The organism is Actinoplanes sp. CA-051413 (assembly GCF_050955795.1).
Classification (GTDB): Bacteria; Actinomycetota; Actinomycetes; order Mycobacteriales; family Micromonosporaceae; genus Actinoplanes.
In genome coordinates, this window is sequence record NZ_CP192100.1 from 3,769,969 (window position 1) to 3,788,628 (window position 18,660).

The window sequence follows — 18,660 nt, forward strand, 5'->3', positions numbered from 1 at the left end:
GGGCGGCTTCCTCTACGACGTAGCCGAGGTTCGCACAGCGCTGACCGCCAAGGTCGTGTACCGCATCGTGAAGCCTCCGCCGAGCTCGTCGATCGCGGCACCGACCGCGTCGAGGATGCCGGCCATCTTGTCGGGTGGCAGCCGGGTGAGGCCACCGGTCGTCGGCAGCAGCGCCAGCCATTCGTCGCGCGTGTATGCCTGCTCCCAGTCGAAGCGCCACTGCTCGGGCTCGGCGAACTGCCCCGCCTCGCGGATCGTGTCGGCGATCTTCGCGTACCCGGCCTGGTACATGTCGAGCGCCGGCCGGGCCGGCAACTTTGCGAAGGGCAGGTCCGGCGCCGCCTCGCGTAAGGCTGCGGCGAACGGCTGGGCCACCTCGGCGGGCGGCTCGAAGACGTGACCGAAGATCGCGAACCGGCCGTGCGGGCGCAGCACCTCGGCCGCTTTGCGCGGGCCGGCGACCGGATCGATCCAGTGCCACGACTGGGCCGCGGTCACCGCGTCGAACGTCCGACCGGCCGGCTCCCACGCCTCGAACGTCGCCACCTCGACCCGCAGGCCGCGGGCCCGGGCGAAGTCGGCCATCCGGCTGTCGGGCTCGACGCCGAGCACCTCGCAGCCGGCCGCCTGGAACTGGCGGGCCGCGATGCCGGTGCCGCAGCCCACGTCGAGCAGGTCAGGCCCGGGGCTGCCCGTGACGATCCGCGTCACGAGAGCCTCGGGATAGCCGGGTCGGGCCCGGTCGTAGCGTTGTGCGTCCGTACCGAACGACTCGGCCATCGGCCGGGCCTTGTGCAGCTCCGTCGGAGGCGGCTCGGGCGGTAAGGTGGGCATGTGCCCACCGTAGTGGGCATGTGCCCACTAGGCAATGCTCCAGGGGAGGATCGCGAGTGCCGACCGGAGTGCATCTGCGTGATGCGCGGCAGCAGCTGTTCGACGCCGCTGAACGCGTCCTGCTCCGCGAGGGGCCGGCCGGGCTGACCAGCCGGGCGGTCACGGACGAGGCCGGCTGCGCCAAAGGGGTCCTGCACCGGCACTTCAGCGACTTCGACGCGTTCCTGGCCGACCTCGTGCTCGACCGGGCCGCGCAGCTCGAGGCGCAGGCGGACGCGCTGCGGAAGTCCGCCGGCACCGGCACGCCGGCCGACAACCTCACCAGCGCGCTGACCACGCTGTTCGGGCCGGTGCCGCTGGCGATCATCCCGCTCATCACCTTCCGGGACGTGCTGCGCGCGCGGCTGCGGCAGGCCCGGCCCGGCGGCGGCATCGCGATCCTGGGTCAGGTGACGGCCGCGGTCTCCGCGTACCTGGCCGACGAGCGGGATCTGGGCCGGATCGCGGCCGACGCCGACCTCGACTCCCTCACGCTGTCGCTGGTCGGGGGCGGGCATCTGCTGTTCACCGACCGCGACCCCGGCCCGCCCGGCCCGGCGGCCGTCGGCCGGTTCGTGACCTCGGTGCTCGCCGACGTGGTGCAACGACGGCCCCGCCGGCCCTGACGCAGCGGCCGGGCGGGGCCGTCCGGGTCAGCGGGCCGGCACCACGTCGGTGGGCCGCTCGACCTGCACCTTGACGCCGTAGTCGAACACCTTGAGCTTCGCGGTGATGGTGCCGGTGTCGTTCCGCCCCTTCGCCGTCGACTGCCAGGTGCCGCTGAGTGTCACCTCGGCGATCCGGCCGTCGGCGTTCAGGGTGACGTCACCGGAGGTGGTGCTCGATCCCTGCGTGAACCGCGTGGCGTACGTGAAGTGCAGGCTGCCGTCGGGGTTCTCCGACGTGGTCGCGTCCGCCTCCTTCAGTGCTTGGAAAAGGGCCGCGGGGTCCGGAGCAGCAGCACCCAGGACGTCGCTCTCGTCGCCGTAGAGGGACAGCCGGTCATGCTTGCCCGGATACTGTCCGTACCGGCCGTAGGTCTCGCCGGGTCCCTTGTCCGGCGGGAGCGGGCCCAGGGGAGGTTCCCCGCCGATGTAGCGGGTGCCGTTGATCAGCAGTTCGGTCATCACCGAGTCGTCCTGCGGCGCGCGGACGTATCCGGTGGCCGTCCTCGGGTCGAACGCACCCTCGTAGGTCTGTCCGCCGTGGCCGGACCCGGTGCCGGTCTCGAGGCGCATCCGGTAGCTGATGTTGTCGCTCGCGGTGGCCGCGTTCGCCAGTCTTAGCGAGGCGGGTTCGGCTCGCACCGTCGGCGCTCCGCCCGCATCCGGCCGGGGCGGGGCAGTGCCGCCGACCGTCAGGCCGGCGGCCAGGACGCCCGCGAGACCGGCCACGCCCACGGCGTACGCGATCCGGATCGTGGCCCGGCGCCGCTGGTGCCGGCGGGTGGCCCGGCCGAGGACGTCGCTGCTCAGCGTGATCCCCTCGACCTCGTGGCGCATGCTGCGGATCAGGTGTTCTTCCAGGTCGGTGCTCATCGTCCGGTGCCTTTCGTGGTGGTGTGGCCGCTGAGGTCCCAGGTCGCGGTCAGCTCGCGGAGCCGGGACAGCCCCCGCGAGGCGGTCGACTTGACGGTGCCGACGGAACACCCGAGCGCCTCGGCCGCCTCCGTCTCGCTGAGCTGCTCCCAGTAGCGCAGCACCAGCACGGTGCGCTGCCGCGGCGAGAGCTGCGCCAGCGCCTGGATCAACGCGTCCCGCAGGTCGAGCGCGTCGGTGGCGTCGGGCCGGCCGGTGGGCTCGTACTCGAGGAACACCTCGGGTCGCCGCCGGCGCCGGCGCCACTGGTCGACGGCCAGGTGGTACATGGTCCGGCGCAGATACCGCTCGCGGTCCTCGCGCACCCGTCCCCACGAACGCATCAGCCGTTCGAGGGCCGCCTGCAGCAGGTCCTCGCCCGCCGCCCGGCTCCCGGTGAGCAGGACCGCTGTGCCCAGCAGGGCACTACCGCGCTCGGCGACCAGGGTGTCCAGCCCGTCGAAGCGTTGGCTCCACAACATCGCGCTCCTTTCGTCGGGGACAAGACGACGCCGGTCGGCGAAAGGTTGAAGGCTCCGGCCGGAAATTGTGCGGAACCACAGCCCTCATCCGTCCGACTCTTCTCAGAGTGCAGAGCGCGGTGCGGACGTCCGTCCTGATGGTGGCAGCTGCCGGCGCGGCAGCGGCGGTCCTCGTGGCGTCCCTGCGGTTCGGCGCAGCGCTCGACGCCGGACTGCCGGGCATCCCCGGTCCCGGGGCGCTGACCGAGTGGGCGCTCCCGGCCCTCACCCTGCTGGCGACCCTCCTGGGCGTGCTGACGGTCGGCCTGACCGTCACCGCGGCCTTCCTGCTGCCCGGCGACGGCACCAGCGTGGCGGCACACGGCTGGCTGCTGATGCGCCGATCAACGTGGCCGGCGCTGCTGTGGGCGTGCACCTGCCTGCTGCTGATCGTCGTCACCGTCTCCGATGTGCTGGGTGTGCCCGTCCCGCGGCTGAGCCGGCCGTCGGTGTCGAGCTTCGCGTTCTCCATCGCCCAGGGGCAGGCGCTGCTGCTGCAGGCCGGGCTGGCGCTGGTGGTGGCGGTGCTGACCCGGTCCGGGGTGTCGCGCGGCCTGGCCGCGGTCACCGCCGGCCTGGCGCTGGTGGCGCTGCTGCCGCCGGCGTTCACCGGGCATTCCGCCGGGGCGGGTGACCATCAGCTCGCGGTGACCAGCCTGGCGCTGCACATTCTGGCCGCGTCGCTCTGGGTGGGCGGTCTGGCCGGTCTGCTTCTGGTACGCCGTCACCGCCGTTTCGCCGAGACCGCCTCCCGGTACAGCCGCCTGGCGCTGGCCTGTTTCGTGGCCACGGCGGTCAGCGGCGCGGCCAACGCGGCGGTGCGACTGGGCAGCTGGCCGGCCCTCGGCACCTCCCGGTACGGGCTCCTGGTGCTGCTCAAAGTGCTCGCGCTGCTGGCGGTCGGGGTGATCGGCGCCGTGCACCGCAGCCGTACCCTGCCCGCGCTGCGCTCGGGTGTCCCGTGGGCGTTCCTGCGCCTGGCCGGTGGCGAGCTGCTGGTGCTCGGGGCGGCGGTCGGGCTGGCGGTCGGCCTGTCGCGCAGTCCGACGCCGGTGCCCGAGATCGCGGTCGAGCCGGATCCGCTGGTGGAGCTGCTGGGTTTCGACCAGCCCGGCCCGGTCACGGCAGCCCGGCTCCTCGCCGACCCGCTGCCGGACATGGTGTTCCCGGTGGTCGTCGTGGTCGGAATCCTCACCTATCTGGCCGGGGTGCGCCGGCTGCGCCGGGCTGGGCCCCCCTGGCCGGCGAGCCGCACGGTGTCCTGGGTGGGCGGAATGCTGCTGCTGGGCGCGATGACCGGCCTGGGTGTGGCCCGGTACGCGTACGTCCTGGTCAGCGTGCACCTGGTGCAGCACGTCGTGCTGGCCACGGTCGTGCCGATCCTGCTGATCGGTGGCGCCCCGGTCACCTTGGCTCTGCAGGTCTTGCGCCGTCCTGCGGACCCTCAGGTGCGCGGCCCGAGGGAGTGGCTGCTGCTCGTGCTGGGCAGCCGGTTCCTGCGCTTCCTGAGTCGTCCGCCGGTCGCGCTGGCCGTCTACGTCCTCAGCCTGTACGGCCTGTACCTCACCGGTGTGCTCGGCAGGCTGATGCGCTACCACCTCGGGCACCTGGCGATGCTGGCGTCCTTCGTGGTCGCCGGGCTCCTGCTGTTCCGGGTGCTGCTCGGGGCGGGCCGTCGGCGCGTTCATCCGGCCGTGCTGATCGTGGTCCACCTCCTGGCCGTGGCAGCGCAAGCTCACCTCGGCCTGATCCTGCTCAGGTCAACCTCGGTGATCGCCGCGGACTGGTACACCGCCGTGCATCCCGCGTGGGCGCCGTCGTTGCTCGCCGACCAGCGCCTCGGTGCCGGACTGTCATGGGCGTTCGGGGCGCTGCCGGCCGCGGTCGTCCTGCTGTTGCTCGTCCGGGAGTGGATCCGTGGAGATCACGGTGCCGGGAACTTCTCGCCGGGGGATCCCGACCAATCCTGTGCGAACCCCAACAAGGAACGGATACCATGTCAAACCCCCTGAACTTCGGCGCTCGCCGTACCCTTGCGGCCGCCCTGCTCGCCGGCGCCTTGACCACCCTCGGCCTGGCCGGTTGCGGCGGCAGTGACGCTGCCGGCGGCACGCCGGTGCCCGCTGCCGCACCGTCGGCCTCTGCCTCGACCGGGCTGGTCGTCAAGGATCCGTGGGTCAAGGCCGCGAAGGCCGGCACCATGACCGCCGCCTTCGCGATCCTGGTCAACGACAGCGCCACCGACATCACGGTCGTCGGCGCCGAGTCGCCGGCGTCCCCGATGGAACTGCACGAGATGACCATGCAGGACGGCAAGATGCTGATGCGGCCCAAGCAGGGCGGCTTCGTCATCAAGGCCAGGAGCACCCACGAGCTGGGGCCCGGCGGTGACCACCTGATGCTGATGAAGCCGGCCGCCGCGATCGACGCCGGCAACGAGGTCACCTTCACCCTGAAGCTGGCCGACGGCGGGACCGTCCCGTTCACCGCGATCGCCAAGCCGTTCGCCGGGGCGGGGGAGAGCTACGACCCCGGCATGTCGATGCCGGCCTCCGGCATGCCGATGGCCCCGATGGGCAGCGCGGCGCCGTGACACCGCCTCTCTCCCCGGTGAGCCGGCGGCGCCTGCTCGCCGGGGGCGCCGTCGCCGGCCTCGGCGCGGTCGCCGCCGTCGCCGCGACCGCAGACCCCGCGCCGGTCCCGGTCGCTGCCTCCGCACCGCTGGACACGGGTACGGCCACAGTCGCGTTCCACGGCCCCCGCCAGGCCGGGGTGGCCGAGGATCCGCCCGCGCACGCCGCGTTCGTCGCGTTCACCCTGGCCGCCGGCACCGACCGGCGCGTACTGGCCCGGATGCTGCGCCTGCTCAGCGATGACGCGGCCCGGCTCACCCAGGGCGTCGCGGCGCTCGGCGACACCGACGCCACCCTCGCCGTGCTGCCGGCCCGGCTGACGGTCACCTTCGGCTTCGGCCCCGGCCTGTACCGCGCGGCCGGGCTGCGTGCCCCGATCGCGGACCTGCCGGCGTTCTCGATCGACCGCCTGGAGAAGCGCTGGTCCGGCGGGGACCTGTTATTGCAGATCTGCGCGGACGACCCGCTCACGGTCGCCCACACCCAGCGGATGCTCATCAAGGACGCCCGGCCGTTCGCGGCGGTGCGCTGGGCGCAGCAGGGTTTCCGGCGCAGCCCCGGCGTGCAGGCGCCCGAGCACACCCAGCGCAACGTGCTGGGCCAGCTCGACGGGACCGCCAACCCGCGCGGCGGCGAGATCGATCCGGCGGTCTGGAACCCCGACGGCTCGACCACCCTGGTGGTCCGGCGGATCCGCGCCGAGATCGAGAAGTGGGACCTGCTCGCCGTCACCGACAAGGAGAACGCGACCGGCCGGCGCCTGGACTCGGGCGCACCGCTGAGCGGCTCCCAGGAGCACGACGAGCCCGACTTCACCGCCCTCGACGACGCCGGGCTGCCCAGGATCCCGGACTTCTCGCACGTCACCCGGGCCCACGTCACCGACCCCGCGCTGAAGATCCTGCGGCGGCCGTACAACTACGACGGGGTGCCCAACGCCCTCGGGCATCCGGACGCCGGGCTGATCTTCGCGGCGTACCAGCGCGACATCGCCCGGCAGTTCGTGCCCATCCAGCAACGCCTCGCGGACAAGGACCTGTTGAACGAATGGATCACCCCGATCGGCTCGGCCGTGTTCGCCGTACCGCCGGGCTGCGCGGAGGGTGGCTGGATCGGCGAGCGGGTGCTCACATGAGGAAGCTCATGCTCACCTTCGCCGCATTCGCCGCCGTGCTGCTGCCGGGCAGCCCGGCGTGGGCGCACGCCGAACTGACCGCCTCGGCCCCCGCCCGGGACGCGACGCTCGCCGCAGCGCCCACCTCGGTCACCGTGACCTTCAGCGAGCACCTGAACCCGGAGTTCACCACGATCGTCGTCAGCGACAGCGCCCGGCAGCGCCTGGCCGCCTCGGCGCCCGTTGTCGACGCCGGCTCCGGCACGGTGACGCTCAGCCCGCCGCCGGGCAACGGCACCTACACGGTCGCCTACCGCGTGGTCTCGGTGGACGGCCACACAGCCCAGGGCTCGTACGCCTTCACCGTCGCCGACCCGGCTCTGCCCCCGGCACCCACGACCGCGCCCGCGGTGGCCGCGCCGCCGGTCGATTCCGGAGGTACTTCGACCGCCCTGCTGATCGGGCTGGGTGTGCTCGCCGTGGCGATCACAATCCTGCTGTACGTGTCATGGCGACGTCGGACCCGCGTTCGAGCCTGACGTCACGGCCACCTCGACCAGCATGGACCTGGTGGCCAGGCGCTGAAGAACGACGCGGCCACCGCGGCCGGGCACCCGCCGCTCACCCGGACGCCCCCAGCGCCGAGCCGGCCTTGAACGCCACCCGCGTGGTGAAGACCAGTGGCTGCCCCGATTCCGGGACGACAATGACGGCGACAGCGGTAGTGCCAGGTCCTATGGGGACGGACGCCAGTGCCACGCGTTCGGCCACCTGCTGCACTGCGGCCGTACCGTCGGAGCCCTCGACGCTGACCGCCCAGGACCGCACCCGTCCGACGCTGTCGCCGGCGCACAGATGCACGAGCGTGGCCGAGCCCGCACCGGGCTCGGCCCGCAGCCGCAACAGGTGCCCGCCGGCGTACGCCTCGATCGAGGCCCGGGCCGCACACGGCCCGGTCTCCGGTCGCCCGGCGGGCACACCGGCCAGCAGCAGGGCCACGCTGGTCACCAGCGCGGCCACGGCAACCGAGAACCCGGCGACGCCCCGCCACGCCTTCGTCCTCACCTTCACCTCCGGCTCCGGTGCACTCCAGGTTCGCGTCAGCACGATGCCGTCAGCGCTGTGCCGGGCGACGAACGCGCTGCGTGCGGAGGCGCCGCGGTGCCGGGTGGCCCGGCAGTACCGGGTGCCGGCGGTCCGGCTGTAGCTCTCGGAGCTCATGATCGGATAGTCGTCGCGCGGGAGCCTCCGGTTCCCGGGTCCCTTGCCCGATACTCAGATGATCTCTATATTGAGCTGATGGCTGCCTCGATGCGGGAACCGACCTTCTGGATCCTCACCGCCCTGGCGTCGGCGCCTCGGCACGGCTACGGCGTGATCCAGGAGGCCAGCGCCCTCTCCGGCGGCCGGGTGGTGCTCCAGGCCGGCACGCTGTATGCCGCGCTCGACCGGCTGACCGCCGAGGGCCTGGTCGAGGTCGACCGCGAGGAGCTCGTCGACGGGCGCAACCGGCGGTACTACCGGCTCACCCACCGGGGCGCGACGGCCCTGACCGCCGAGACCGAGCGGCTGCGCGCCAGCCTGGAGGCGGCGACCAGCCAGCTCAAACGGTTCGGGCTCGGCCCGGCCGGCGCGCACCGGTCCGGCCCTCGGGTGGCGTGGTGAACGACCTGGTGACCTCGTCCACCACCGCTGATCGGCGGCTGCTGCGGGCGTACCGCCGGCTCCTGCGGGCTTATCCGCCCGGCCCGCGCCGCGACGAGCTGCTGGACACGCTGGTGGAATGCGCCCCGCCGGGGCGGCGCCGGCCCACCTTGCGCGAGGTCGTCAACCTGATCCGGCACGGCAGCCGGGCCCGGCTCGGCCGGCCGAAGAGCCGGGGCATCGTCGTGCTGACGCTGTTCGTCGCGCTGGCCGGCGGATGCCTCGGCGCCGGCGCGGCCAACTGGCTCGGCTGGCACGCGGTCGAGCCGCTGCCGACCGGCGCCGAGGCCGCCGGAATCAGCGCGACGGTGTTCCCCGGGCTCCAGGTCTGGGGCGGCGGCGAGGCCCCCGGGGTGGTCAGCCAGAGCGACGGTGAGGGCATCGAGTACGGGTACGCCGTCTCGTGGGTCAAGCACACCGCGGCCACCCGCGACGTCGCCGCCTACACCGCCGGTGTCCGCGCCCGCCTGGAGGCCGCCGGCTGGACGGTGACCGGCGTCGATCCGGCGCTGGACGAGACCGACGTCGTGGGGGCCAACGCGGCCGACCGCGTCGAGAGCTTCACCGCCACCCGCGGTGCCCTGGGGATCCGTTTCAACGACTACTACTGGGCCGGGCGCCCGGCGTACGACGGTGACGGCAACGCCACGTACTTCCTGTGGCAGGAGCCGCCGTCGTGGCTGAAGACGGTGACGTGGCTGGGCTTCCCGCCCGGCGCGTTCCTCGCCTGGCTGCTGACCGGCTGGGCGAGCCGCCGCCTGGAGCCCAACCCCGGGATGAGCGCGCCGGCCGCCATCGGCGCGATCCTCGCGGTGCTCTGCGTGGTTCCCGCCACGCTGCTGACTCTGGTGTCCGACGGGCGGGCCGACGAGACGGCCGGACCGACGTGGCAGGGGCTGGGCTTCGCCCTGTGGACCCCGGCAGTGCTGTTCGGCGTCCTGGCTGCCCTGCTGCTGTTCATCGCGGCGGTGCAACGGCCACCGCGCCGGCTCCCGCAGTGGCGGCGGCAGGCGGCGCAGGTGCTGGACGTGATGCGGCGCAGGCCGAGGGCGGCCGTCGCGCTGGTCACCGTCGCGTCGCTGGTCACCGGTCTGGGCCTGTACGCGCTGGTCATCGAGCAGCTGCGGCCGGGATCGTGCACGCCGACGGTGCCGGCGGGCATCGTGGACCCGCCGAGCGCGCGGACCAGCGACCAGGCCCGGGTCTTCATCGACCGGCAGGCCACCGAGGACCAGCGCAACCTGGCCCAGGCGGCGATCTGGCGCGGTCTGGGTGGCAGCCCGAGCTTCGCCGGGGACCCGCGGGCGCCCGGTTTTCTGAGCCCGTACTGCGCTCGCGGCCGGGTCGACTCCGCGGTCGCCGAGAAGCTGCCCAGCCACTGGAGTGTCGAGCTGGCCAGCCCTGGCCTGTTCGCCGGGCTGGCGGCCGAGATGATGGCGATGCCCGGCGTGGTCGCCGTCCAGCACGTCCCGGACTGAGCCTGGGGTAGTGCCCGGTATACCCCTGAACTCCATTGTGGGGGAGTGCCTCGGGCGGGTGCGGTCCGGTTGGCTGGTGGAATGACGACACCGCGTTCGCGCTGCCCCGACCGTCCGGGCCGTACGCCGTCGGCCGGGACGTCCTGCACCTGGTCGACCGGTCCCGGCCCGACCCGTGGGTGCCCGCCAGTCCCCGAGAACTGATGGTCTCGATGTACTACCCGGCGACGGCCCACTCCGGCCGACCGGCGCAGTACCTCACCACCACCGAGGCCCGCCTGTTCCTCGAGGACCGCGACCTCGACGGCGTCGTCGCACCGGAGGCGCTCAGCGGCACCCGTACCGCCGCCCGCGCCGGAGCCGAGCCGCGCCGCGGCCGTTATCCGCTGGTGGTGCTCTCGCCCGGCTTCACCCTGCACCGGCACACGCTCACCCACCTCGCCGAGGAACTGACCAGCCGGGGGTACGTGGTCGCCGCGGTCGACCACGCCTACGAGTCACCCGGCACCGCCTTCCCCGGCGGCCGCATCCTCACCTGCACCGCCTGCACGTCACTTGAAGGTCAAGGACGCGAGGGGTACGCCCGGGTGGCCACCGGCCGGGCGAAGGACATCTCGTTCGTCCTCGACCGGCTGACCGGAGCCCGCCCGGCGTGGCGCCACGCGGCGCTGATCAACCGCGCCCGGATCGGGATGGCAGGTCACTCGATCGGCGGCAATGCGGCGTCGGCGACCATGGCAGCCGACCGCCGCGTCCGGGCCGGCATCAACATGGACGGCACGTTCTTCGCCCCCGTCCCCGCCGCCGGCCTCGACGGGCGCCCGTTCCTGCTGCTCGGCACACCCGACCACATCCCCGGCGGCACCGACGACACGTGGGACTGTGCCTGGCGACGCCTCGACGGCTGGAAGCGCTGGCTCACCGTCACCGGCGTCGGGCACCTCGACTTCAGCGACACCGCGGTGCTGGCCGACCAGGCCGGCCTCCCGGACACCGGCTCACCCCTGCCCGGCGACCGGACAGCGCGGATCGTGCGCGACTACGTGACCGCGTTCTTCGACCGGCACCTGCGCGGCGCGCCCCGGCCGCTGCTGGACGGCCCCACCCCGGACAATCCTGAGGTGGTCTTCCACCCCTGACGCACGGAGGTAACAAGGTGTTCGCACTCGTGGTGCGGTTCGACTGCCGGGACGAGGCCGCGGCGGCCAGCTTCGACGAGCTCACCGCAGCGGCGGTACGCCAGATCACCGAACGGGAACCAGGCACGCTGATCTACGCCACGGCCGCGGTCGAGGGCGAGCCGCTGGCCCGGGTCTTCTACGAGGTGTACCGGGACCGCGACGCCTTTCAGGCCCACGAGCAGGCCGAACACGTCCGGGACTTCCACGCGCGCAAGGATCCCCTGCTCAGCGGCACCCGGGTCGAGTTCCTCACCCCGGGTGCCGCCAAAGGCCTGGACCAAGGACGGATCTAGGCTGGTCACATGCCGACCACTCCCATGCCCGACGCCGTCCTCGACCTCCTCCGCCGGCCCAACCCGGCCGTCATGGCCACGGTGGCCGCCGACGGCCGCCCGGTGACCGTGGCCACCTGGTATCTGCTGGAGGACGACGGCCGCGTGCTGCTGGGCCTCGACGCGACCCGGGCCCGCCTCAAGCACATGCGCGCGGACCCGCGGATCTCCCTCACGGTGCTGGCCGAGGACGACTGGTACACCCACGTCAGCCTCCAGGGCCGCGTCGAGTCGATCACCGAGGACGAGGGGCTGCGCGACATCGACCGGCTCGCCCGGCACTACATGGGGAGCGATTACCCGAACAGGGAGAGCCCGCGGGTGAGCGCGCTGATGACGGTCGAGCGCTGGCACGGCTGGGGCAAGATGCGCGAGCAGTGAGCCGGCCCGCGATGGGATCATGAGCGCATGACGTCGTCGCCCGTAACTGTGCAGATCTATTGTCGTCTGACCGTCACCGTCCAGGATCCCGAGGCCGTCACCGCCCTGGCCGTCCGGCAGCTCGCCGCGGCCGACATCGACTGGGCCGACGAGCAGGACGATCTGGAGACCGCGAGCGAGGAACTGCGGACCGATCTGCTCGCCAGCCTCGCGAGCGTGGCCGAGCCTGCTCGGATGCTGGACGGGATACCCGGTGTCAGCGCCGACGGCGGCCACATCTGGGCGGAACGCGGTGATCCGAACTCCCGGTTCCAGCCCGGCTTCGGGGAAGCCGCAAGATCGTAAAAGGGTTCACGGGGCGCGGCGCAACCCCGCTCCGCGCCACCGTGCCCGTCCCGACGCATCATCGCAGGTCAATGCGGTGGTTATTTTTCATCACTCCGAGTTTGCTTGTTTCCCACTCTTCGTGATGTTTGACTCCCTCTGCCGGAGCGATCCCACCGCTCCGGCCGACGGGGGAGTTGGGGTTCATCTCGCTGGGCAGCGCTCTGCCCGGCGAGCCTGGTCCGGGCATCCCTGTCGCGCCGCACCGGCACGACCACAGCCCATCAATCCACTTTGGAGGATCAGGTTGCGTCCATCCCGTTCATTCGCCCTACCGGCGGCCGCCGCGCTGCTGCTGGCGGGGATCGCCGTGCCGGCGGCTCAACCGGCACAGGCGGCCCCGCCCAGCCGTGCGGCGACACCGCGGTATGCGAGCGAGGCAGCCGACATCGCATCCGCTCGGGTCCTGGCCCGGCTCTCCGGCAAGCGGGTCGAGGCCCTGGCCGAACGTGACGAGTCAACGACCACCTGGGTGAACCCCGACGGTTCGCTGACCTCCGAGCTCTCGTCCGGACCGGTCCGGTTCAAGCGCGCGGGCAAGTGGGTCGACATCGACCTCACCCTGCAGCGGGCCGCGGACGGGACGGTGGCACCGAAAGCCCACCCGGAGGGCCTCCGGCTGGCCGCACCGGGTGGCGCCCGCGTGCGGTCGATGGCCGAGGCCGGCACCGCGCCGGCCCGTACCCTGGTCACGCTCGGCGAGGGCGACCGGCAGATCGCCCTGCAGTGGAAGGGTGGCCTGCCGGAGCCGGAGGTGGACGGCACCACGGTCACGTATCCGTCGGCCCTGCCGGGCGCGGACGTCGTCGTGGAAGCGACCCGGACCGGCTTCGAGCAGTACACCGTGATCAAGCAGCGTCCGGCCACCAGCGGCTACTCGTACACCCTGCCGCTGCGTGCCCCCGGCCTGACGGTCGCCGAGCAGAGCGACGGCAGCCTGGTCTTCACCGACTCCGCCAAGCGCCGGCGGGCCGTCATGCCCGCACCGGTGATGTGGGACGCGAGCACCGACCCGGTGTCCGGCGAGCACACCAACACCGCGCCGGTCGACATGCGGGTCGTGCGGCGGGGTGACTCGGTCGACCTGGTGCTGACCCCTGACGCGTCGTTCCTGGCGGATCCCGCGACGGCCTACCCGGTCACGGTGGACCCGACGACGGCCGCGCTCGGCAACGTCTTCGACACCCGGGTGCAGGAGGGCGAGACCGTCGACTGGTCGGCTGACACCGAGCTGTACTGGGGCAACCCGGGAACCACCAACCCGGACGGCAGCACCCGGTACGCCCGCTCGTTCCTCACCTGGAACACCGCGCCGATCGCGGACTCGCTGGTGATGGACGCCGACGTGAGCCTCTACAACTTCCACTCGGGGAACTCCGGCTGTGCCGCGCAGACGTGGCAGATCTGGGACACCACCGCGCCGTCGACCGCGTCGCGCTGGGGCAACCAGCCGGCCTGGAACGAACTGTTCGCCAGTCCCACCCAGACCAAGGGCCGCTCCGAGTGCGGCGGCGACGGCTGGATCACCAGCGACGTCACCAGGATGGTGTCGTTCTGGGCAGGTGCCAAGTACCCGCGCTCGCACATGGGCCTGCGGGCCCCGTCGGCGGCCACCGCCGAGTGGAAGCAGGTGAACTCCGGCAACGCGGCCACGAACGTGCCGAAGCTGACGGTCACCTACAACTACCGGCCACGGACCGGCACGAAGCAGGAAGCCGGTCCGCCCTACTTCTCGTACGGCGGCGCCTACACGGTGAACACGACCACGCCGACGCTGCGGGACACCTTCGTCGACTCCAACGGCGACAAGGTCCAGGCCACGTTCCAGGTGTTCGACGCCGCGACCAACACCCAGGTCGGCACGAACTACACCACCAAGTTAGTTCCCTCCGGCCAGGTGGCCGCGATCGTGGTACCCGCCGGGGTGCTGACCGACGGCAAGACCTACAAGTTCCGGACCAACCCGTACGACGGTACCCACTACAGCACCGTGTGGTCGGCGTGGAAGACGTTCACCGTCGACACCACCCGGCCGTCGGCGCCGCAGGGCGTCACGTCCACCGACTACCCGTCCGGCCAGTGGGTCAAGGGTGCGGGACAGCCCGGGAAGATCACGGTGACCCCGCCGGCGGCCGACCACAACTGGCTGGAATGGTCGCTGGACGGCTCCGCCTGGGCCAAGGTCGGCACCGGCGGCGCAGCGACGGCCGTGGCGATCACCGTGACCCCCGCCCGCGACGGCGAGCAGACGTTCCAGGTCCGCTCGGTCGACAAGGCGGACAACAAATCCGAGGTCGTCACCTACCCGATCACAGTGGGGCCGGGCGGCTTCCTCCAGCCGGACGAGGGAGATCGCACCGCGCGCCGGCTTCCGCTCGCTGCACAGGCGGACGCGGCCCGCTACACCGCCGCCACCTTCTCGTGGCGACGCTCCGCCGCCGACGCCTGGACTGTCATCCCGGCGGCGCAGATCCTGGCCGGTGGCACCCCGGTCACGGCTCAGCCGGTGCCGCTGACCAACGGCCGCACCGCGGACCTGGTGTGGAACGCCACCGACACCGTGGGCGCGGACGGCAGCGTCCAGCTCAAGGCCGACTTCACCGGCCCGAACGCGGCCACGGGCAGCAGCAACCCCCTCACCGTCGTGGTGGACCGCAACGCTGACGGCGCGGCCGCCGAGAAGCTCGGCCCGGGATCGGTCAACCTGCTCACCGGCGACTACACGGTCACCGAGACCGACGTGTCGGCGTGGACGCTGTCGGCCACCCGTACCCTGTCGTCCCGGGTGCCGGACAAAGGCGCGACCCAGGAGGGGCAGGCGCCGATCTTCGGCAAGGAGTGGGTCGCGGGCACGATCGCTATGCTTCCCGAGTTCGACGGCACGCACATCCGGCGCATCTCCGACACCGCCGTCACCCTGGTCTCCGCCGAGGGCGAGCAGACCAGCTTCACCGCCAATGCCGCTCGCACCGGCTGGGTGTCCGAGCCCGGCGCGGAGGAACTGACTCTCACCGGCACCGTGACCGGCACGTTCACCCTGACCGACACGGACGGCGTGGTGAGTGTCTTCGCCAAGCCGGTCGGTGCCTCGCAGACCTGGCAGCTGCAGAAGACCGAACTCGACGGGCTCGCCGACTCCACCACCACGGTGGTCTCCGAAGCGGTCACCGTCGGCGGCAAGAGCGTGGCCCGGCCGAAGCGTGTCGTCGGACCCACCTCGGCCGTGTCCTCCGCCGTGTGCGGACAGACCCCGGCGACCAAGGGCTGCCGGGTTCTCGAGTACGTCTACGCGACCGCCACCACGGCCACCGGCGACGCGCTCGGCGATGTCGAGAACCAGGTCAAGGAACTGCGGCTCTACTCGACCGAGCCGGGCGCCGCGGCGTCCACGGCGCGCACCGTGCAGGCTTACGCGTACGACGGATCCGGCCGGCTCCGGGAGGCCTGGAACCCGCTGATCACGCCGGCGGTGAAGACCCGGTACGCGTACGACACCGCGGGTCATCTCACCCAGTACACCCGGTCCGGGGATCTGCCGTGGTCGTTCGGCTACGACGACGGCCGCCTCCTGCAGTTGTCCCGGCCGACCCTGGCGCCGGGCAGCACCGCGACGGTGGACGGCGAAGCGAAGACCAGCCTCGTCTACGACGTCCCGGTGGCCGGCACGAAGGCCCCGTACCAGATGGGCGCGGCGAACATCGCAACCTGGGGCCAGCGCGCCGTCCCGACCGACGCCACCGCGGTCTTCCTGGCCGACTCGGTGCCGGCGGCCCACACCGGAGGCTCCCTGGCCGCCGGTGACTACGGCCGGGCCAGCATCCACTACCTGGATGCCTCCGGCCGCGAAGCGAACATGATCGTGCCGGGCGGCCATGTCAGCACCTCCGAGCACGACCGCTTCGGCAACACCGTGCGCGATCTGACGGCCGCCAACCGTTCGCTCGCCCTCGGCCTCACCGCAGCGGACCGCGAGGCGCTCGCCGAGCTGGGTATCTCGGCGCTCTCCACGGCGGAACGCGCTGAGCTGCTCTCCACCCGGTCGCTCTACGACGCGACCGGCACGCGGCAGGTGACCGAACTCGGCCCGCTCCGGCGGATCGAGCTGACCGCCGACCTCAAGAGCGGGTCCGGCGTCCTGCTGGCCGCAGGCTCGTCGGCCGCGGCCCGTACGCGCACCGACAACGAGTACGACGGCGGGCGTCCCACCGACGGCACGGCCAAGGTCCGCGACCAGATCACGAGGGCGACCTCCGGCGCGCAGGTCCTGCAGTTCCCCGGTGTGACCGGTGATGCCCGGGTGACCGAGACCTCGTACGACTGGGCCAAGGGCCTGCCGGTCCGGACCGTGACCGACCCGGGCGGTCTCGCGATCACGAGCACGAGCCAGTACGACGCACAGGGTCGCGTCATCCGTCAGGTGTCACCGGGTAGCGCCGGCACCGACTCGGCGACCCAGGTGACGACCTACTGGTCCGCCACCGGCAGCGGTGCCTGCCAGGGTCGCCCGGAGTGGGCCGACCAGCTCTGCACAACCGGTCCGGCCGGTGCCATCACCGGCGGCGGCAGCAACCCGGCGGCCCTGCCGGTCAGCGCCACCGAGTACGACTGGTGGGGCAACCCGGCGAAGGTCACCGACACCGCCAACGGGGTCAGCCGCGTGACCAGTACCTCGTACGATCCGGCGGGCCGCCCGACCACGGTGACCACCACCGGCGGGGTGGGTACGGCAGTGCCGGTGGTCACCACCGAGTACGACCAGGCGTCCGGCCGTGCGGTGCGGACCGTGTCACCGACCGCCGGCACGATCACCAAGGGGTACGACGCCCTGGGCCGGCTGCTCTCCTACACCAACGCCGACGGCGGTCGCACCACCACCGAGTACGACCGGCTCAACCGCCCGACGAAGGTGTCCGACACCGTCCCGTCCACGGTGACGTATCTCTACGATCACTCGGCCGAGCCGCGCGGCCTGGCCACCCAGATCGTCGACTCGGTGGCGGGGACGTTCCAGCCGACGTACGACGCGGGTGGCTCGGTCAGCCAGGAGAAGCTGCCCGGCGGATACACCTTGCGTATCCAGGAGGATGCGACCGGTTCGGCGCTGGAGCGTGCCTACACCAGGGACAGCGACGGTGTGCTGGTCTTCGCGGACACCGTGACCCGGACCGTGCACGACCAGGTCGCGAGCCACGCGGGCTGGTCCGATCAGACGTACGGCTACGACGCGACGGGCCGGTTGAGCAGCGTCCAGGACACCGCCGACACCGTCTGCACGACCCGTGGCTACACCTTCGACAGCCGCGGCAACCGCAGGACCGTCACGACTGCCGCCGGTGCACCGGGCGCGGACTGCCCGGCCGGTGGCGGAACCACCACCGGCTACACGTACGACAGCGCGGACCGGCTGGCCGGCTCCGGGTATGTCTATGACGCCTTCGGTCGAGCCACGACCGCCGGCGGTAACGGCACGGTCGCGTACTTCGTCAACGATCTGCCGGCCCAGCAGACCAGCGGATCCAACCGGCAGACGTGGAGCCTGGACCCGGCTCACCGGGTCCGGACCACGACCGCCGCGACCGGCAGCGGCAGCACGTGGACCACGACCGGCACCAAGGTCAACCACTACTGCAGTGACAGCGACACCCCCCGCTGGATCGTCGAGGACAGCGCCGGGAACGTCACCCGCAACGTCACGTCGGCCACCGGCGACCTGACCGCCACGACCGGCAAGAGCGGCCAGACAGTCCTGCAACTCTCCGACATCCACGGGGACGTCTCGCTGCTGCTTCCGCTGGACACCACCGCCGCGCCGATCGTGCTCGACCACGACGAGAACGGCAAATCTCGTCCGTCGCAGGGCCCGGTCCGGTACGGCTGGCTGGGCGCGAAGCAGCGGGCCGCCGACACCGTGACCGGCCTGGTCGTCATGGGTGTCCGGCTCTACGATCCGGTCACCGGCCGGTTCCTTTCGGTCGACCCGATCTACGGCGGCGGCGACAACCTCTACGGCTATCCGGCCGACCCGGTCAACCAGTACGACCTGGACGGACAGGCGTGGAAGTGCAAGGCCAAGTGTGCCCTGGTGGGCAACGATCCCAAGTGCACCGGCTACGTGTGGGGCGCCGGCAGCGGCAAGACCGAGAGTGACGCGAAGAAGGCGGCGAAGAAGGACGCGTCGAGCCAGGCGCCGCGCGGCTGCCGTACCAAGCACTGCGACATCAAGGAGTGCACCAAGAACAGGTTCCGGCAGTTCTTCGACGGAAACTTCACGGCCCGCATCATCCATCAGCGCAACCCACCGGACTGGATGCGGCGGGCCAACCGGTGGAGCTGGGGCATCGCGTTCTACAGCGAGGTCTGGCGCGGCACTTACGGAAGCTTCTGCGGCTGCGGGCCGTGATCGACGAGGCTTCCTAGCTTGATCGCTTTGCGGTGGCCGGTCCCGGTGCGAACCGGGATCGGCCACTTTTGTCTCCAGAGTA

Annotated in this window: 16 protein-coding genes; 12 read left to right on the forward strand and 4 right to left on the reverse strand. The window is 72.2% G+C overall.

The genetic code is table 11. The annotated features are described in order from the left end of the window. Positions 1-12 precede the first annotated feature (12 nt). The gene (locus tag ACQP2Y_RS17595) at positions 13-834 is read right to left on the reverse strand and encodes a class I SAM-dependent methyltransferase (RefSeq protein WP_433729496.1); all 822 of its coding nucleotides are present in this window, start codon (positions 832-834) and stop codon (positions 13-15) included. 56 nt (positions 835-890) lie between these two features. On the opposite strand from ACQP2Y_RS17595, the gene ACQP2Y_RS17600 reads away from it, so the two are divergent. Beyond that, positions 891-1,499, forward strand: a complete 609-nt coding sequence (locus ACQP2Y_RS17600) for a TetR/AcrR family transcriptional regulator (RefSeq protein ID WP_433729498.1) — start codon at positions 891-893, stop codon at positions 1,497-1,499. 27 nt (positions 1,500-1,526) lie between these two features. Here the strand turns inward: ACQP2Y_RS17600 and ACQP2Y_RS17605 are convergent, their stop codons facing one another. Both ACQP2Y_RS17605 and ACQP2Y_RS17610 read right to left on the reverse strand, forming a co-directional pair. Beyond that, positions 1,527-2,411 (reverse strand): hypothetical protein, encoded by an 885-nt coding sequence (locus tag ACQP2Y_RS17605; protein WP_433729500.1) that lies wholly within the window; start codon positions 2,409-2,411, stop codon positions 1,527-1,529. After that, positions 2,408-2,932 carry a SigE family RNA polymerase sigma factor gene (locus ACQP2Y_RS17610; protein WP_433729502.1) on the reverse strand — a complete coding sequence of 175 codons (525 nt, stop codon included), beginning with the start codon at positions 2,930-2,932 and terminating at the stop codon, positions 2,408-2,410. The genes ACQP2Y_RS17605 and ACQP2Y_RS17610 overlap by 4 nt, the downstream gene beginning before the upstream one ends. Positions 2,933-3,051: 119 nt before the next feature. Between ACQP2Y_RS17610 and ACQP2Y_RS17615 the strand changes: the two genes are divergently transcribed. Genes ACQP2Y_RS17615 through ACQP2Y_RS17630 form a run of 4 tightly spaced genes read left to right on the forward strand, consistent with a single transcriptional unit; the run spans position 3,052 to position 7,257 of the window. Beyond that, positions 3,052-4,983, forward strand: coding sequence for a cytochrome c oxidase assembly protein (locus ACQP2Y_RS17615; protein WP_433729504.1), 1,932 nt, complete (start codon positions 3,052-3,054; stop codon positions 4,981-4,983). Further along, positions 4,968-5,564 (forward strand): copper chaperone PCu(A)C, encoded by a 597-nt coding sequence (locus ACQP2Y_RS17620; protein WP_433729506.1) that lies wholly within the window; start codon positions 4,968-4,970, stop codon positions 5,562-5,564. Before ACQP2Y_RS17615 ends, ACQP2Y_RS17620 begins: the two co-directional genes overlap by 16 nt. Before the next feature lie 17 nt (positions 5,565-5,581). Further along, positions 5,582-6,739: a Dyp-type peroxidase gene (locus tag ACQP2Y_RS17625; protein ID WP_433731985.1), complete on the forward strand. Its 1,158-nt coding sequence runs from the start codon at positions 5,582-5,584 to the stop codon at positions 6,737-6,739. Then, positions 6,736-7,257: a copper resistance CopC family protein gene (locus tag ACQP2Y_RS17630; protein WP_433729508.1), complete on the forward strand. Its 522-nt coding sequence runs from the start codon at positions 6,736-6,738 to the stop codon at positions 7,255-7,257. The genes ACQP2Y_RS17625 and ACQP2Y_RS17630 overlap by 4 nt, the downstream gene beginning before the upstream one ends. A gap of 82 nt (positions 7,258-7,339) precedes the next feature. Here the strand turns inward: ACQP2Y_RS17630 and ACQP2Y_RS17635 are convergent, their stop codons facing one another. Continuing rightward, positions 7,340-7,939: a hypothetical protein gene (locus tag ACQP2Y_RS17635; RefSeq protein ID WP_433729510.1), complete on the reverse strand. Its 600-nt coding sequence runs from the start codon at positions 7,937-7,939 to the stop codon at positions 7,340-7,342. Positions 7,940-8,017: 78 nt separating this feature from the next. On the opposite strand from ACQP2Y_RS17635, the gene ACQP2Y_RS17640 reads away from it, so the two are divergent. The 7 genes from ACQP2Y_RS17640 to ACQP2Y_RS17670 all read left to right on the forward strand — a co-directional run bounded on the left by ACQP2Y_RS17640 (position 8,018) and on the right by ACQP2Y_RS17670 (position 18,578). Then, the gene (locus ACQP2Y_RS17640; RefSeq protein ID WP_433729512.1) at positions 8,018-8,383 is read left to right on the forward strand and encodes a PadR family transcriptional regulator; all 366 of its coding nucleotides are present in this window, start codon (positions 8,018-8,020) and stop codon (positions 8,381-8,383) included. Further along, positions 8,380-9,900, forward strand: coding sequence for a hypothetical protein (locus ACQP2Y_RS17645; protein WP_433729514.1), 1,521 nt, complete (start codon positions 8,380-8,382; stop codon positions 9,898-9,900). The genes ACQP2Y_RS17640 and ACQP2Y_RS17645 overlap by 4 nt, the downstream gene beginning before the upstream one ends. Before the next feature lie 35 nt (positions 9,901-9,935). Continuing rightward, on the forward strand, positions 9,936-11,039 hold the full coding sequence (locus ACQP2Y_RS17650) for an alpha/beta hydrolase family protein (protein ID WP_433729516.1): 1,104 nt from the start codon (positions 9,936-9,938) through the stop codon (positions 11,037-11,039). A 17-nt stretch (positions 11,040-11,056) separates the two neighbouring features. Further along, complete coding sequence (locus ACQP2Y_RS17655; RefSeq protein WP_433729518.1) at positions 11,057-11,374, forward strand: putative quinol monooxygenase; 318 nt, start codon at positions 11,057-11,059, stop codon at positions 11,372-11,374. A gap of 9 nt (positions 11,375-11,383) precedes the next feature. Beyond that, complete coding sequence (locus ACQP2Y_RS17660; protein ID WP_433729520.1) at positions 11,384-11,794, forward strand: PPOX class F420-dependent oxidoreductase; 411 nt, start codon at positions 11,384-11,386, stop codon at positions 11,792-11,794. A gap of 27 nt (positions 11,795-11,821) precedes the next feature. After that, entirely contained in the window at positions 11,822-12,139 is a 318-nt protein-coding gene (locus ACQP2Y_RS17665) for a hypothetical protein (RefSeq protein ID WP_433729522.1), read from the forward strand. 286 nt (positions 12,140-12,425) lie between these two features. Then, complete coding sequence (locus ACQP2Y_RS17670; protein ID WP_433729524.1) at positions 12,426-18,578, forward strand: DNRLRE domain-containing protein; 6,153 nt, start codon at positions 12,426-12,428, stop codon at positions 18,576-18,578. Positions 18,579-18,660 lie beyond the last annotated feature (82 nt).

Coding starts and splice junctions, on each gene's coding strand:
- ACQP2Y_RS17640 (WP_433729512.1), top strand. CDS start 8,018: ATGGCTGCCTCGATGCGGGAACCGACCTTCTGGATCCTCACCGCCCTG.
- ACQP2Y_RS17605 (WP_433729500.1), bottom strand. CDS start 2,411: ATGAGCACCGACCTGGAAGAACACCTGATCCGCAGCATGCGCCACGAG.
- ACQP2Y_RS17610 (WP_433729502.1), bottom strand. CDS start 2,932: ATGTTGTGGAGCCAACGCTTCGACGGGCTGGACACCCTGGTCGCCGAG.
- ACQP2Y_RS17595 (WP_433729496.1), bottom strand. CDS start 834: ATGCCCACCTTACCGCCCGAGCCGCCTCCGACGGAGCTGCACAAGGCC.
- ACQP2Y_RS17635 (WP_433729510.1), bottom strand. CDS start 7,939: ATGAGCTCCGAGAGCTACAGCCGGACCGCCGGCACCCGGTACTGCCGG.
- ACQP2Y_RS17665 (WP_433729522.1), top strand. CDS start 11,822: ATGACGTCGTCGCCCGTAACTGTGCAGATCTATTGTCGTCTGACCGTC.
- ACQP2Y_RS17620 (WP_433729506.1), top strand. CDS start 4,968: ATGTCAAACCCCCTGAACTTCGGCGCTCGCCGTACCCTTGCGGCCGCC.
- ACQP2Y_RS17630 (WP_433729508.1), top strand. CDS start 6,736: ATGAGGAAGCTCATGCTCACCTTCGCCGCATTCGCCGCCGTGCTGCTG.
- ACQP2Y_RS17660 (WP_433729520.1), top strand. CDS start 11,384: ATGCCGACCACTCCCATGCCCGACGCCGTCCTCGACCTCCTCCGCCGG.